Genomic DNA, 15,296 nt, shown 5'->3' on the forward strand with positions numbered 1-15,296 from the left:
CTTGAACGTGCGTTCAACAATTATGGGAACGCGTTCTAGTTCTGTGGTATTCCTTTTCCATATGAAGAACGAGCTCTGCGAACGCCTCGGGATCGAGTTCCCGATCTTTGCCTTCACTCACTGTCGCGACGTTGTCGCTGCCGTCTCCAACGCCGGGGGTCTCGGCGTGCTCGGCGCCGTGGGCTACACACCTGAACAGCTCGAAACCGAGCTGGCGTGGATCGACGAACACGTCGGTGACAAGCCCTACGGCGTCGACATCGTCATCCCGATGAAGTACGAGGGGATGGACGCCGACATGGATCCCGACGCGCTTCAGGACATGTTGCGCGACATGATCCCCGCCGAGCACCGGGCGTTCGTCAAGAAGCTTCTCGCCGATCACGACGTCCCAGAGCTCCCCGACGGCGAGTATCCCGAACTGATCGGTTGGACCGAGGCGACCGCCGGCCCGCAGGTGGAGATCGCGCTGTCGCATCCCAAGGTGAAACTCATCGCCAACGCGCTCGGAACCCCTCCCGCCGACATCGTCAAGGAGATCCAAGACAGCGGCCGTCTCGTCGCCGCGCTGTGCGGTTCGGTCAAGCACGCGATCGGCCACAAGGAAGCCGGCATCGACATCGTCATCGCCCAGGGCGGCGAGGGCGGCGGGCACACCGGCGACGTCGGTTCGATCGTGTTGTGGCCACAGGTTGCGGACGCGATCGCCCCGACCCCGATGCTGGCGGCGGGCGGCATCGGTTCCGGTCGCCAGATGGCAGCTGCCATGGCGATGGGCGCAGCTGGTGTGTGGACCGGATCGTTGTGGCTGACCGTCGAGGAAGCCGACCTCCCCCCGGCGCAGATGCAACAGCTCCTCGACGCGACCAGCCGTGACACCGTGCGCAGCCGCAGCTTCACCGGCAAGCCGTGCCGGATGCTGCGCAACGAGTGGACCGACGCGTGGGAGAACCCCGAGAACCCGCAGCCACTCGGCATGCCGCTGCAGTTCATGATCACCGGTGAGGCGGTCGCCCGAGGGCACCACTACCCCGAACAGGCGGCGAAGGTGCAGTTCAACCCGGTCGGCCAGGTCGTGGGCATGATGAACAAGGTGCGCCGTACCCGCGACGTCATCTTCGAGATGGTCGAGGAGTACATCGATGCCTCCGGCCGTCTCCAGGAGTCGTTGTCGGAGTAGCCGGGCCGGGTGGCCTCCACGCCGGTGGCTACCATGCGCCTCATGACGTCGCAGCGCCCCGCCCTTGGCAACGTAGCGACCTACAACATCCACCACGGTGCCCCACCAAAGCTGATGGCGGCGCGCCCTGGTTGGCTGCGAGCCGTGCGCGGCCTCGACGCCGACATCCTCGCCGTGCAGGAGGTCGACCGCTTCAACCCTCGGAGCGGATTCGTCGATCAGGTCCGCCTGATCGCGCGCGCCACCGGCCTGTGCCCAGTCTTTGCCCGAACCCGCCGGATGTTCGGCGTTGGGCAATACGGACATGCGCTGTTGTGCCGCGAGGCACCGAGCGCCGTCGAACTCGTCAAGCTGCCGGAGTTCGGCGGGGAGCGGCGGCTGGCGATTCTTGCGGCGCTCCGGCTCGCCGGCGCGCCGATCAGCGTCGCCGCGGTGCACCTCCACAATGAACCCAGGGTGGCCTCAGCCCAACTGGAGGTCGTCGTGGAACGGCTGTTGCGACGCCCCGGACCACATCTGCTGATCGGAGATCTGAACCTCGGCCCCGGTCGGATCGGCGGCCGCCTGCAACTGGCCGGGTTGAGCGCGGTCGGGAGCCCGCACACCTTTCCGAGTTGGGAGCCGAAGCGGCAGATCGACTGGATCGTCGGCTCCGGACTCGACGTCGGACCGGTGTGGGTGGGGGCGGCGGCGACGAGCGATCACCTGCCGTTGCTCGCCGAGGTACGCAAACACGATGCCTCTGACGTGCCCTCAGACCTCCTCGGGGGTCCTTGATCGCGGGGGTGCCCATCTTTATGGTGGGGCTTCGGGCAGGTCGCGCACGCCGCGACGCTGTGATCGAGAGGTGATGATGGGGTCGTCGGAGACGGTGCGCGCAGAGATAGTCGACGTCGTGGAAACGGGCGCGACGCGTTCGTCCGAACGCGTCATCCTCGATCTGCGAAACGAAGGTGGCGCACACACCCCCGAAGCGGTCTCGGCGACCCAGGCCGCGACCCGCGCTGCCACGATGGAACCGGCGACGGGCGCCGATGTCGCGGAGATTCGCCGGCGACCGTCCGCGTTGCGCGGCAAGGTGGCTGTCGTCACCGGGGGGTCGAACGCGACCGGCCGCAGTATCGCGCTGCAACTCGCCGCCGAGGGTGCACGCGTCTGCGTGATCGGAGGCGACGTCGCCGAACTGCGTGCGACCGTGGGGATGGCGGGCAGCGATGCCGCAATGGTGTTCCTGCAGTGCGACGTCGGAAGTGCGGCGGAAATCGACGGCGTCGTCGACTTCATCCACCGGTTCGATCGCCCCGTCGACCTTGTCGTTCACGCCGAGCAGGTGAGCGTTGCCGGTTCGCTCGAGCGGGGGTCGGTTTCGGACCTCGACGAGCAGTATCTGGTCAACGTGCGTGCCCCGTTCCTGTTGACCCAGCGACTGCTCGGGCGTCTGCGTGAAGCGCGTGGCCGAGTCGTGTTCCTGAATACGGCCTGCGGCGACGGTAACGGTCAGCATCGTCTCATCTCGGGCTCGGTGCGAGCGTTGGCCGACGAGTTGCGTGACGAAGTGGGCGACGTGATCGCTGTGACGACGGTGACGAGCGCCCCTGGCGTCGCCGCTGATGATCTCGCCCGGGTCATCGTCGACGCCGTGGCGTCACCGGCACACCTCGAGGTCGGCGAGATTCGTCTCCGGGCCAGGGTGAGTGGCCATGACCTTGTTCCTGGCTGAACCGGTCGACACCGTGCCCTCGCGACGTCGCGGCGACGCGATTCCCTGTCGCCGTCCCGGATGCGGGCGTCCGTCGACCGTATTGATTCGCTACGACGCCGCAGGCGGTCAGGTCGTCATCGACGCGGTGACGAGCGCTCACTCGCAAGCGGAGGTCGAGACGTTGTCGCCGGCCCAACCGCTGTGTGACGAACACGGCGAACGTCTTCGCGCACCGCAGGGATGGGTCGTTGTCGATCACCGACGCCCCGCGCGGTTGTCGGAGGACGGGGCGCCGGGTCGGCCGGCGTCGAGTGCCGCGAGCCCATCGGCGAACTCGGCGAGTTCGGAACTCGGTCCCGACCAGCGGCGCAGGTCGCGTCGGTGGGGGGAGTTCGGACGCATGCCGAGCGAGCGTCAGGTAACGCCGACGGAGCCGGTCTTCATGACCGACGCCTTCGCCGCGGCGCTGGCCGAACCCGCTCCCGAACCCATCCCCGAACCGATGGCGTCTGGCCCACCGAATGCGTCGCCGCAGCCGGCCGGGTCGGAGTCTGCTCCACCCTATGAGAACGCGCCCTATGAGAACGTGCCGGAGCGGATCATGCCCGAACCGACGGTTCAGGAGGCACCGCCTCGCCCGAGCCGTCGCCGACCGGCGGCGAAGCGCTCCGAGCAATCCGGCGACGAGCCCGACATCCTCAAGCCGAAAGGTGGGATGTTGGCTCGGGCGTTCGGGGCGTCGGGGGAGCAACGTTCGGTGCTCACCGAACCCCTGGGCAAGCCGTCGCCCGACGAGGCCGACCAGACTGACCAATCCGACCCGCCAGGCGAGTCTCGGCCGTAGTCGCTGGCGTAGTCCGGCCGGGAGCTTTGCAGGGTATGGGTAAGGGACATGTTCTGAGCGTCTCAGGTTTGGGGGCAGGATCTTTGAACGAACGTCGACCGACCATTCATGGCCCGCTAAATTGTCCAATATTCAGACTTGCGAAAGGGCGGAGTTCCTGAATGATAAAGAAGCCAGCGACTATGCTGGCAGCGTTGGTCACGTGTTTCCTGACGCCGATGGCTAACGCGGCTGCGGAAACAATCCCAACAACAGCGCCACCAGCAATCATAACAACAGCGCCGCGGGCGGGAGATAGCGAACCGATAGCGGAGGAGAGTCCAACGTGCTCGCCGTCGGTCACGTTCAATGGGCCGACCGAATCAGCACGACAGTTTGGAAGGACTGATTCTCAGCGTGGCGCTGTTGCAGCACGCCTAGTCGATCAGACCGAGAAATCTTCTAGCCCGGGCGCAGATGTGCTCAAAGTCGCCCCGTCTGCGCCAGACGATACTTCGTTCGCGACCGTTAGAGGCAATGGAGTGCTTCAGGTTATTGGGCAGGTCGAACCTCAGACTGATTCGCTCCAGGTTGAATTCGCTCATCACTCCACCTGCGGAGCAGAGCCAGAGGTAGTCGTGGCCCCGGATGGGCGATCGGCGACTGTCCGAGTAGCGGACGACCAGCCCGCGGTCTACGTGGGTGCGCCTTGGGCCATCGACGAGACAGGTAAGGAGTTGCCTACGACCTTTACGTCCAAAGGTGCATCGCTGATCCAGACCGTGGACACAAGTCAAGCAATCGGTCTTGTGGTGTTCGATCCGACTTATAGTTCGATTTCATGTTCCGGCCACTGGTCGGCATTGGATGCGTATACTTACCTGGACTTGAATACCGATGGCATGGCACATTGCCCGGTGTTCGCGATGCTCCGGGCTTGGGCGATGGCCTACAACACCGAGGGCGGCGACTACCTACCGGTTTGGGCGCATGAGACTAACGTAGCAAATGATTTCGGCCCGGTCGCAGTCAAACAAGCTGGCGGATGCTCATTCTCCCCTGATACCGGTTGGGCATGGGACTTTCAACTCCCATGCAAGGCTCACGACTATTGTTATGATCTTCGGCGCGCGGCATTTTCAGGCACCGTTTCCGATAAGGACTGCGATGATGCCTTCCTATTTCTTATGGAGGCGCACTGCAATGACCGGGTATTCTATGCTGACTGTCGGATCATACGCGACATTTTCTACGCGTTTGTGAGAGACGCGACGGTGGTTGCCTATGCCAATCCTGGCAAGGTCAAAGTTGTCAATCGACAAACAGGAAGTGTGTCGATGTCGAAGGGCCATCGAGTGCAGACGGCGCACCGCTTCAGCAGTGGTCATGCCTTGCGGTGACCAATCAGATTTACCGAATCTTCCCTGGCGGTCAGGCGGGAATGTTCAACTTCCATATTCCATTCTCGGGAGAATGTGCCGGAGCAGTTTTCACGGTTGGCCAGCTGCCATGCAGTACCCACCGTGATTACTTGGACATGCAGATCCGAGGTGCGCTGAACATAGACAGGTACTCGATCCGGCCAAGGTTCAACACCGGCAGTTGTTGGAGGGTTCCGCTTTCATCTGGTGACGGCGTTGATCTTCAGAATATTGCTCCGTGCGACGATACAAACAATTGGTACCTTTGGAGGATCGATGCGACGCTATAGAGCGATGGCGCTGACTGCCTGCACCCTCTTGCTGTCAGCGGGGTGTGGTTCAGCCGATAACGACATCAACACTGGGTCACCGACGCCTTCATCGGAGACCGCCGTTCCGGCGCAAAGCGTTCCTGATGCGGAGGTTCCCTCTCAACCGGAGGACGACGCGTCCGCCGAAATCGATTGGGGTGCGGTCGTCTCGAGGCCGAACCCCTATACGCCGGATGGTGCGGGAGGAAGTCTGTGTTGGGCCGCGTCCGAGCTTGGCCGGTTGGCGATGACGGTTCAGATGGTCCCCGAGAAGTACGACAGCGCCGCCCTCGCTGCGATTGTTCCGGAGATGCGGGCGCAACTGGAGCGTGCCCGGACGTCGAATGTGATGGAAGACCCGACTGCTGCGCAAATGCTCAACTCGTCCTCCAACGTCGTTGACAATCTCGCCAACGCCGTCCAACAAGGAGCAACGAGCGCTGATCAGATCTTTGAAGTTATGAAGGGCTTCGAGACCCCTTCCACTAATACCGGCTTCCAATGCTCATGATCCTGGCCTCTGCCGGAACCTCGTAGGCAGCGCGATTGATGGCCTTGAGGGCGCTGGAACTCACCGACGTGACGTTCGTTAGTGGCGGTCGAGTGGTGTCAAATCCGGCTCTCCTGACGTAGGTGTGGGTCATGCTGTGGGAACGGTTGTTCGTTCGTGTGGGAGTTTGAGGTGGATGGGTCCGGCTCCGAGCATGACGAGGGCGAGGGCGGCATCGGCGGAGTGGAAGCCGTAGGCCCGTCGGGTGATGAGGCGGACTTTGGTGTTGAGGCCTTCGACTCGGCCGTTGCTGATGCCGTGTTCGATGGCGTTCAGGATGAGGTCTCGGCGGTGACGCATCGTCTTGGCGGACTTGATGAACGGGGCGAGACGGGATCGCTGTGCGCGGGCACACCACCGGTCGAGCAGTTCGGCGGCTTCGTCGCGGGTGAGGTCGCCGGCGAAGATCGCCCGGAACTGTTCCTTCATCTCATATGCCCGCCAGATCCCGCCGCGGGTCCGTCGGATCTTGGCGAGCTGGGCAGCTTGGGTGATGCTCCTATGTCAATCGGGCGAGGTCGTCGAGGAGGATTCGGTGGAATCGTCGGGCGAGTGCTCGTTTGAGGCAGCGCATGATTTCTGTGCGTGAGAGGCTTTCGGCGGTGCGTCGGGCGGCGTAGGTCTTGGTCTCGGGGTGGTGGGCGAGGCGGACGAGTGCGACGGTCCAAAGTGCGTTGTTGGCTTGGCGGTCACTGCCACGGTTGAGGCGATGGCGGGTCGTCTTGCCTGACGAGGCCGGGATGGGGCTGACACCGCATAGGGCGGCGAATGATGCTTCGGTCGCGCAACGACCGGGATTGTCGCCGGCGGCGACAATCAGCTTCGCGGCCACGTCGGGGCCGACACCGAACTCGTCGAGCAGTGTCGGAGTCGCGAGGTGCACGAGGCGGTCGAGTTCGGAGTCGAGCCGGTCGATTTCAGCGGTGAGTTCGAGCCATCGTTTGGCGAGGGACCGGATCGCGCGGCGGGTTGCCGAGACCGGGTCGGTGTCGTCACCGGGACGCCAGCGTGTAGCCCGCTCGGCGCGTTGAGGGGCTTTGAGGTCGCGGAGATCGTCGCGGATCGCGTCGGGCGCGGTGAGGACCAGATCACGGATCTGCAGCGTGGCTTGGGTGCGGGCCTTGATCGCTGAGCGGCGCACAACCTGGGTGACCCGTATCGATTCCACGATCCCGTCACGGGCCTTTGGTGTCGCGGTGGCCTCACCGGACAATACCGCCTTGGCTGCGGCGTGAGCATCAGTGGGGTCACTCTTGCCGTGACGACGTCGGTGTTGACGGTTCGGGCGGTTGACTTCGATCACTTCTATCCCATCTGCAGCCATAGACGCTGCGAGCCCCGCGCCGTAGGTGCCGGTGCCTTCAACCCCGGCCCGCCGGACGTCACCGAACTGGCGGGCCCAGGTGCAGAGTTGGCGGTAGCCACGGCGGGTTGTGGGGATCTCGAGTTCGCCGAGAACGCGACCGACATGGTCGATCGCCACGGCAACGTGGATCTCTGCGTGGGTGTCGACACCGACGATGACTTCGGTGATTGGTTCTGACATTGTGGTGGGGCTCCTTCTGTAACGAGTGGGGGCACCACCGGCCGGGACGGCGGACAAGACATTGATGGCGTAGCTGTCGAGGCTCCTATGAGGTCACGTTCGTCCGACCGGTCGGTGCGCGTTCTGGTTCGGTGCGAGGCCGACAGATCACTCAAAAGGCATCACGCCAGTCAGTGGCAGGGTCAGACCCCGCACCGAACCGGAACCAGGCCATCCTGATCTCAATGTCAGTGAGGTCGTCGGGGTTCTTCAGTAGCGCCCAGCGGGCCCCTTTGAAGTCTTTCGCCCACCGGTCATCGGGTAGGCGGCGGAGCTGTTGCCACAGGTCGCGGCGGACCTCGTCGAGGGCGTCACCGACGAGTTTCACGACATGGAATGGATCGGCGCAGATCACCGCGTTCGGGGCGTGCCCGTCGGCTTTGACGGACTTGATGAACGCGGGGCCGAGATCGAGCGACACGGCCTCGAGCTGTTTGCTGCGCTCAGTTCCGAGCTCGGTGAAGAACTCATCGAGGGTCGCCGAGTCCTTGCCTTTGGCTCCCCACACGACGCACCCTCGGTCGTGATCGATGACCAAGGTCAGGTACTTGTGGTGGCGGCGCCAAGAGATCTCATCGACCCCGATACGAAACAGACCATCGAGACGGTGCGGATCCAGCTCGGTGGCGACCACGCGTTCACACGCCCGCCCGACGGTGCGCCACGACACTCGACACAGCCGGGCCACCGACGTCTTGTCCGTGCGGGTGGCCAACCATGCCAGCAGATCGTCGAAGTCCGACGTGAGATGCGCTCCGGGTCGGGCGAACGGCACTGCTTCGACCACCACCCCGTGGGTCGGGCAACACAACCGACGCAGAGTCGCTCGGATATGAACACGCCACACCCCGAGATCGAGATGACGCCAAGACGACGGAGATGGTCTGGTGTCGTAACGGAAACGTGTCTCGTGGCCACAATGCGGGCACACCAGCCTCCGTCGTTTCAACGCGACATCGACGGTCACGACGTTGATCCCGAAGACGACGGCGGTGACGTTCACCCCGTCGAGGTGTAACAAGCGCTTGAATGCTGTAGTGACGCGCACGGGCACGGACCTCCAGAGTGAGATGGCTTAGACACCTCGAACTCTGGTCCCGTCCCGTGCGCGTCACGCGGACCCCAACAACCAGCCCTGCACCCAAGCGCTACCATGCTTCTCGTCGATCACCCACCCACACCAAGGTCAGGAGAGCCCAAATTCGCCCGTCAGTATCCTGCCCCATCCGAAGGCAAGGAGTAGTATTGTCGCCAGCCCGAACGCTGCAAGGAATGCGGCAGAATTCTGGACGAACCTGAGTACATGATGCGAGCGCCAACGTAGGAGTGCGGCGAGCGACCCGGCGGCGATCGTCTCCGGTCTGTTCCAAAGAAAGCCCGTTGATGTGGGTGCACCGAGAAGGCGGGCAAGCAGGCAGGCGGTAATGAATAAGCCGAGAGACCGCATTAGGACACTCGACTTGCCACGAGAAGTGACTAGAACGAGTACTGCCGGCCAAATTAAGTAATACTGCTCCTCAACGGCGAGACTCCACGAGTGTCCAAGTAGGTTACCGGGTGTTGTCGTTACCCCGATGAGGTTGGTCGTGTAGGTGGCAGTGCCGAGCACAAACTTCGCCCATAATGTCCATGGATAGGGGTCGTCGACGCCAGCCATTCTGAGGAATGAGTCGAGGCGATCTCGTCTCCATACGATATATAGAGCCGTGAATGTGACAGTCGTATAGAGTGCAGGAAAGAGTCGGAGCGAGCGCCGAGCATAGAAGCGGCGGAAGGGATAGGGCCCGGACGTGACACTCAGCTCCTGAAGAAGGAGGGTAGTGATCAAGAATCCGCTCATCGCAAAGAAGACGTCCACACCGAGTGCCCCGCCCTTGAAGAGCGTCGGATGACTGTGGCTGGCGACGACCATGACGATTGCGATGGCCCGGATCCCATCGAGTGCCGGGCGGTAGCCGAGTTCAGGCGGCGCGTGGGTGGAGGCGTGCATTGAGGTTCCGCGGGTCATGTGAATGCCGCCCGCCGTGCCAGGACGAGGAGACGCTCGTTGAAGTCGCGACCGATGGTCGGCCATCCATGATCCGCCTCCACCCATGATCGAGCAGCATTTGCGATTGTCTGTGCTTGCTTTGGGTCATTCAACAGTTGACGGGCGTGTTGGACGAGCTCCCGATCTGAGTTCCCGATGAGCGCGTGTTCTCCCGGAGTTATCGCAAGGCCGGCAACACCCTCACCGGTAGTCACCACCGGAACGCCGTAGGCCATTGCTTCAAGCACCTTTGTCTTGGTTCCAGATCCGGCGAAGATCGGGGCGACCATCAAGGCGGCACTGGAGTAGGCATCCTTGATGTCGGGGACGAAGCCTGCAATACGCACGCCGGGGCAGTCGGCGAGTTCGGTCACCGCGGAGGAACCTGGGCCGATGACGGTCAGGTGAGTTCGTGGATGCGAGGCTCGGAGATCTGGCAGTATTCGTGTGGCCAAGCGGTTCAAGGCTTCCACGTTTGGAGGGTAACCGAGGTTGCCCACGAAGAGGATCTCTTGCGTGCCCGTCGCCCGATGGGTTTGTTCTGGAAGGTCGACTCCGTTGGGAACCACAGCGACTTCGCCACCGGCGTCTCGTCGTGCAGCTGCTGCCTCGACGGCGGAGCAAGCTGTGAGCAAGGTGGACGATCTGAACGCTCTGCGTTCGGCGGAAATCCGCGTCGCCCTATCCGCGAGGAGGAGAGCGATTCGTCTGGCTCCGCGCGGACGTCTTGGGAGGTTTCGGACATCAGACCGAATCTGACTGTCAATCGCCCGACGTTCGGTATGCGCTACGTCAACGACGAGCGGAACCGTGGGTCCTTCGCCGCCCATGGTGCCGTCCGGGGCGATCACGGCTGCCAGTATCGGGGAGGCAACCCACACTACGTCAGGTTGGAAACTCCCGACTTCGGTTGCGACATTGCGACGAAGGAGCTCGACGTCAATACCTCGCCAGCTGCGCGGTAGACGTGGTTCGTGACGTTGCCGAAGCATGCGTGGACTTCTGCGGGTAGGAGCTTGGACGATGACTGCTCCACTCAGCGGCGAATCGTTGAGAGCAGCGCGATCGTCATCCGGTAGCGGCTGGGCGGTGACCAGAAGGATCTGGAGATCGAAGTCACGGTGAGCGGACTGCAAGAGGCGTAGTAGCCGGCGGCGACTTCCCGTGTTGTCCGGCACAGGCGACTTGCCGAGAACGCAGAGCAATCGCGGTCGATCGTTTGGTCGCGTCGACGAGGATGCTGGCCCGGTAGCTGGGTTCCGATCATCGGGCATCGGCCGGGAATATACCAGGGCTCGCGTTCCGCAAGTCTCGGCGTCGCCTCAGATCCGATTCGGAGTTTGCAGCGATCCGTCTGAGTGAACTCCGGTTGCTCGGCGTAGTCTTGTGCTGGTGAAGAACGAGTCGCATGCAGCGAACGGTGGGGACGGGACGGCTTTGAGCGTTGCCTTTGGAACAGACCGAAGGCGCGAGGAGTCTCTTGCCCAGGTTTGTCACCCACGCCCTTCAACGGTCCCCTTGGCCTGGCTGGTACCCTCAGTCCCGTGTTAGCTCGGTTGGCCTCTCGGTACACTCGGTGGAGCGTCGCTCGGGCCCGGATCTCGTTTTACCGTCGGCTGTCTTCCTCCCCGTTGTCAGGCGCACGTTTGGTGTCTCCTGTGCTTGCCATCGGCAATGGAACGTTCGCAGTCGCCGGAAGTCGGCTTGGCTTCTGGCCAAGCCCCTTCCTGTTCGATCGATGCATCCACCTTGAGGCCCGGAGTCTGGGGTCATCCATCACAATTGGTTCGGGGACGACGGTCAACAACGGTGCTGTCTTCATCTCGGATGGTCCGGGGATCTCGATCGGCAAAGATTGCCTGATCGGTCCAGGAGTTCAGGTGTTCGATTCGGACTTTCACCAGTTGGACCAGTCGCAACGCGAACGCGAAGCTCGCAAGGGCGCGGTGAGCGTTGGTGATCGCGTTTTCGTCGGAGCCGGCGTCATCATCTGCAAAGGCGTGACTATCGGGGAGGGGGCCGTTGTCGGCGCAGGGTCGGTGGTGACCTCCGACATACCCGCCCGTTCGGTTGCCGCGGGAAACCCCTGCCACGTGGTCGGGCCAACTGGCGAGGGAGGAGAGGCCACCGCAGGCGTGGACAGTTTCTCGGGCGCTCAGAGGTTGACTGAATGATTCACCCGACAGCCGTCGTGTCCAACGATGCAGAGATTGCCGAAGACGTTGAGATTGGCCCATTCAGCCTGGTCCACGCACGTGTGAGCATTGGTAGCGGCACTGTTATCGGCAGCCACTGTTCGATCGGTGAGCCCAGCGACCTTGCTTCTGACCGCCCGTTGGTTCTCGGATCAGGCAGTATCGTTCGTTCCCATTCGGTGCTCTATGTTGGATCGACGTTCGACGATGCGCTCGAGACAGGGCATCACGTCACCATTCGCGAGGGAGTCACTGCTGGGCCGAACTTACGCGTCGGGACGTTTGCGGATCTCCAAGGAGACTCAACGTTTGGCCGGTACGTTCGTCTGCATAGTGGAGTGCAAGTGCACAAGGGTTGTGAGGTCGGAGATTTCGTTTGGATCTTTCCGTCCGTGGTGCTGACGAACGATCCGCATCCCCCAAGCGATGTCGCTTTCGCAGGTGTGATTGTTGAGGATTACGCAGTTATCGCTGCGATGGCGTGCGTAGTCTCTGGCGTGCGAATCGGGGCACGCAGCTTGGTAGCGGCGTCAAGCACAGTGACCCGCGATGTACCTCCAAACTCGGTGGTCCGCGGGTCACCAGCGCGACGCGTCGGGTCGACCTCCGACGTCAAGCTGCGCGACGGTTCGGGGATGGCCGCATATCCGTGGACGACCCACTTCCATCGCGGGTATCCCCAACATGTGATTGAAGAGTGGGAGGGACTGCATTGAGCGCGCTCTCGGTGGCGGCAGGGGCCGTAGTGTCCGACGATTTCTCCCATGAAGCGAAATGCACGGTCGGGCCGTACGCTTTCATTGGGCCTGGCTGCGTCGCTGGCGCCGGGGTGCAGATCGAGGCGCGGGCTACCGTGATGGCTCCGGACTCTACGCCCGACGGTGGGCGGCGGCGGTTGGTTGTTGAGCCCGATGTCATCGTTGGCGCAGGCGCTGTCGTTTGCGGAGCTGAGGTTATAGGGCGGGGCGCTCGGATTGAGCCGGGTGCCGTCGTCACGTCCGATGTTCCGCCATACGCGGTGGTTGCCGGCAATCCGGCGTATGTGACGGGGTACGTTTCGCCGCCGGCTGGCACCACCCGCGGTCGGCCAGTGGAAATGGTGCACGCGCCTAGCGGAGTGGGCACTGTCGCTTTGCCGAGCGGTGCCTCACTGATCCGCTTCCCGGAGGTCGCGGACTTACGTGGCCTGCTCACCTTTGCCGAAGTCGATGGACAGCTTCCGTTCCCGGTCAATCGGTTCTTTCTCGTACACGGAGTTCCGTCGCAGGAGCTACGTGGCGAACACGCCCACCGACATCTCCATCAACTCTTGATCGCTGTGGCTGGTGCAGTGTCGGTTCTGACCGATAACGGGTCCGAACGTGAGGAAGTTCGCCTTGACGATCCGACGGTCGGTGTACACATCCCGCCGATGGTGTGGGGCGTGCAATTCCGACACACCGCCGACGCTGTACTGATGGTGCTGGCTTCAGATCGTTACGAGGCAGATGATTACATCCGCGACTACGGCGAGTTCCTCAGTGAGGTGTTGTGACGATTCCTACGGTTCCATTCCTTGACGTTGGGGCGACCTACACATCGCTCAGCAGCGAGTTCGATGCCGCATATCGGCGGGTGATGGCAAGCGGGTGGTACTTGCTCGGGCCTGAACTGGAGGCGTTCGAAGCGGATTTTGCTCGATACTCAGGTGCTGTCGCTTGCGCTGGGGTCGGGTCGGGCCTGGATGCTCTGGTCCTGTCTCTTCGCGTGTTAGAGGTGGGCCGAGGTGACGAGGTGATCGTGCCGTCGAACACCTATATCGCCACATGGTTAGCCGTTTCGGCGGTAGGGGCAACCGTGGTCCCCGTGGAGCCTGATGAGCACACGTTCAATCTGACCGCCGAGGCGGTGGGAGACGCCATCACGTCTCGCACGGCAGCTATCTTGCCAGTTCACTTGTATGGATGTCCGGCCGATGTCGTCGGTATTGATGGTGTTGCTCGTCGCCACGGAATCCCGGTAGTTTATGACGGGGCACAATCCCACGGCGCAACCGTCGGGGGGCGGCCCGTGGGAGCGTTCGGCGACCTTACAGCCTGGAGTTTCTATCCCGGGAAGAACCTCGGAGCGTTCTCTGACGGTGGCGCGGTCACCGGACGCGACCCGTCACTCGTTGCAAGGATCCGGCGACTTCGGAATTACGGGTCGGACGTGAAGTACGTCAACCAGGAGCGAGGAATCAACAGTCGTCTTGACGAATTTCAGGCAGCCGCCCTGACCCTGAAGCTTCGGCATCTCGACGACTGGAACGGCCGGCGGGCCAGCCAGGCGAGTCTCTACATGGAGGGGCTCGGCGGCCTAGACCTGCAACTTCCCAACGTCGCAAGCAACCTTGCGTCGGCTTGGCACCTTTATGTCGTACGTCATGGCGACCGTGATCAGCTTCAGGCAGCGTTGGCTGAGCGAAAGATTTCCACCCTCATCCACTACCCGATCCCTCCTCACAGCCAACGAGCGTACGAAGACCTGTCAATGGGTCCGCTGCCCGTGGCGGAACGGTTGGCTAACGAAGTGCTCAGCCTCCCGATTGGACCGCACTTGTCGCCGGAGCAGCATGAGCGCGTGGTTGAGGTGCTCAATCAACTTGTTGAGGAGCGGAGGTAATGCCGCGCGCCACAATTGCATTGCTTAATTGGAATGGCGGCGATTTCGTTCGTCCATGTGTCGAAAGCATTCTGCGACAGAACGAGCAAGACTTTGAGGTCGTGGTTGTCGACAATCACTCTGAAGATGGTTCAGTTGACGTCATTGAAACGCTACTCAGTGATTCTATGGTGCGTCATGAGGTCGTGCGTCTCGACGAGAACCGAGGAATCTGCGGTGGACTTCAGGTGGCACTGAAACGAGCGGGCGGGAAGTACTTCTTCCCGTTCGCTTCGGATGATGAAATGCTGTGGGACCGCGTGCAACGACAGTGTGATCAACTGGACGGTGCGGGGCCGTCTACGCATATTGCTGCTGGCGCGGTTGCACTGATTGGCCCAGACGGAACACCCATCAGGAATCGGATTGGACGGCCAATGACCCTCCGGCCTCCGCGCTACGACCGCATGGACCGTCTCGCAAAGGCGTGGAAGGTGCCACCAGCGCCTGGCATGGCATTTCGAACAGACGGTTTGCGTTCGATTGGCGGTTATGACTCGTCAGCACCGGTCGAGGACATCGACACCTTCATGCGGCTTGTTCTCCTCGGGGGAAGCGAGGTCGTGGCAACTTGTGAGGTCGTATCGCGGTACCGTCGTCATGCATCGAATAGTTCTCGCGACAGCGAACTTACCGGGAATGGTCTTGAGCACACGTTGCGGACGTTATTTGAATCAGGTGTTGATTTTGGAGATGCCGGAGCGGGATGGATCGAGTACTTGGACGCTCGGAGCAGGGGGTACAAGTCGCCATGGGGGCACCTGTTGGGAGCCCTCGCTACATCGCCGCTGGAACGCTCCGAAATACGTACAGCGGGC

14 protein-coding genes are annotated in these 15,296 nt (G+C 62.4%); 9 read left to right on the top strand and 5 right to left on the bottom strand.

The annotated features are described in order from the left end of the window. The first annotated feature begins 61 nt into the window (after positions 1 to 61). The 6 genes from M9952_02580 (at position 62) to M9952_02605 (ending at position 5,948) form a co-directional block, all read left to right on the top strand. Positions 62 to 1,180, top strand: coding sequence for a nitronate monooxygenase family protein (locus tag M9952_02580; GenBank protein MCO5311806.1), 1,119 nt, complete (start codon positions 62 to 64; stop codon positions 1,178 to 1,180). Between the two features lie 42 nt (positions 1,181 to 1,222). Beyond that, entirely contained in the window at positions 1,223 to 1,957 is a 735-nt protein-coding gene (locus M9952_02585) for an endonuclease/exonuclease/phosphatase family protein (protein MCO5311807.1), read from the top strand. A 94-nt stretch (positions 1,958 to 2,051) separates the two neighbouring features. Continuing rightward, positions 2,052 to 2,900, top strand: coding sequence for an SDR family NAD(P)-dependent oxidoreductase (locus M9952_02590; GenBank protein ID MCO5311808.1), 849 nt, complete (start codon positions 2,052 to 2,054; stop codon positions 2,898 to 2,900). Next, positions 2,881 to 3,726: a DUF3499 family protein gene (locus tag M9952_02595; protein ID MCO5311809.1), complete on the top strand. Its 846-nt coding sequence runs from the start codon at positions 2,881 to 2,883 to the stop codon at positions 3,724 to 3,726. Before M9952_02590 ends, M9952_02595 begins: the two co-directional genes overlap by 20 nt. Before the next feature lie 521 nt (positions 3,727 to 4,247). After that, positions 4,248 to 5,105, top strand: coding sequence for a phospholipase (locus tag M9952_02600; protein MCO5311810.1), 858 nt, complete (start codon positions 4,248 to 4,250; stop codon positions 5,103 to 5,105). 228 nt (positions 5,106 to 5,333) lie between these two features. Next, positions 5,334 to 5,948 carry a hypothetical protein gene (locus M9952_02605; GenBank protein ID MCO5311811.1) on the top strand — a complete coding sequence of 205 codons (615 nt, stop codon included), beginning with the start codon at positions 5,334 to 5,336 and terminating at the stop codon, positions 5,946 to 5,948. A 129-nt stretch (positions 5,949 to 6,077) separates the two neighbouring features. Here M9952_02605 and M9952_02610 read toward each other — a convergent pair whose 3' ends face one another. From M9952_02610 to M9952_02630, 5 genes are all read right to left on the bottom strand, one after another. Beyond that, entirely contained in the window at positions 6,078 to 6,416 is a 339-nt protein-coding gene (locus M9952_02610; GenBank protein ID MCO5311812.1) for a transposase, read from the bottom strand. 70 nt (positions 6,417 to 6,486) lie between these two features. Further along, on the bottom strand, positions 6,487 to 7,533 hold the full coding sequence (locus tag M9952_02615; GenBank protein MCO5311813.1) for an IS110 family transposase: 1,047 nt from the start codon (positions 7,531 to 7,533) through the stop codon (positions 6,487 to 6,489). A gap of 151 nt (positions 7,534 to 7,684) precedes the next feature. Continuing rightward, on the bottom strand, positions 7,685 to 8,620 hold the full coding sequence (locus M9952_02620) for an ISL3 family transposase (protein MCO5311814.1): 936 nt from the start codon (positions 8,618 to 8,620) through the stop codon (positions 7,685 to 7,687). A 138-nt stretch (positions 8,621 to 8,758) separates the two neighbouring features. Further along, positions 8,759 to 9,580, bottom strand: coding sequence for an acyltransferase (locus tag M9952_02625; protein MCO5311815.1), 822 nt, complete (start codon positions 9,578 to 9,580; stop codon positions 8,759 to 8,761). Next, positions 9,577 to 10,431, bottom strand: coding sequence for a glycosyltransferase family 4 protein (locus tag M9952_02630; GenBank protein ID MCO5311816.1), 855 nt, complete (start codon positions 10,429 to 10,431; stop codon positions 9,577 to 9,579). The genes M9952_02625 and M9952_02630 overlap by 4 nt, the downstream gene beginning before the upstream one ends. Before the next feature lie 828 nt (positions 10,432 to 11,259). Here M9952_02630 and M9952_02635 point away from each other — a divergent pair. From M9952_02635 to M9952_02645, 3 genes are all read left to right on the top strand, one after another. Next, positions 11,260 to 11,775 carry a hypothetical protein gene (locus M9952_02635; protein ID MCO5311817.1) on the top strand — a complete coding sequence of 172 codons (516 nt, stop codon included), beginning with the start codon at positions 11,260 to 11,262 and terminating at the stop codon, positions 11,773 to 11,775. A 766-nt stretch (positions 11,776 to 12,541) separates the two neighbouring features. Further along, entirely contained in the window at positions 12,542 to 13,330 is a 789-nt protein-coding gene (locus tag M9952_02640; protein ID MCO5311818.1) for a WxcM-like domain-containing protein, read from the top strand. Between the two features lie 83 nt (positions 13,331 to 13,413). Further along, positions 13,414 to 14,439 (top strand): DegT/DnrJ/EryC1/StrS family aminotransferase, encoded by a 1,026-nt coding sequence (locus M9952_02645; protein ID MCO5311819.1) that lies wholly within the window; start codon positions 13,414 to 13,416, stop codon positions 14,437 to 14,439. Positions 14,440 to 15,296: the final 857 nt, after the last annotated feature.

It is taken from the genome of Microthrixaceae bacterium (assembly GCA_023957975.1).
Lineage (GTDB): Bacteria > Actinomycetota > Acidimicrobiia > Acidimicrobiales > Microtrichaceae > JAMLGM01.

Excerpts from the sequence above, each read along its gene's own strand:
- M9952_02580 (MCO5311806.1), top strand. The coding sequence starts at position 62 with ATGAAGAACGAGCTCTGCGAACGCCTCGGGATCGAGTTCCCGATCTTT.
- M9952_02585 (MCO5311807.1), top strand. The coding sequence starts at position 1,223 with ATGACGTCGCAGCGCCCCGCCCTTGGCAACGTAGCGACCTACAACATC.
- M9952_02595 (MCO5311809.1), top strand. The coding sequence starts at position 2,881 with ATGACCTTGTTCCTGGCTGAACCGGTCGACACCGTGCCCTCGCGACGT.
- M9952_02610 (MCO5311812.1), bottom strand. The coding sequence starts at position 6,416 with ATGAAGGAACAGTTCCGGGCGATCTTCGCCGGCGACCTCACCCGCGAC.
- M9952_02615 (MCO5311813.1), bottom strand. The coding sequence starts at position 7,533 with ATGTCAGAACCAATCACCGAAGTCATCGTCGGTGTCGACACCCACGCA.
- M9952_02625 (MCO5311815.1), bottom strand. The coding sequence starts at position 9,580 with ATGACCCGCGGAACCTCAATGCACGCCTCCACCCACGCGCCGCCTGAA.
- M9952_02630 (MCO5311816.1), bottom strand. The coding sequence starts at position 10,431 with ATGGGCGGCGAAGGACCCACGGTTCCGCTCGTCGTTGACGTAGCGCAT.
- M9952_02645 (MCO5311819.1), top strand. The coding sequence starts at position 13,414 with ATGGCAAGCGGGTGGTACTTGCTCGGGCCTGAACTGGAGGCGTTCGAA.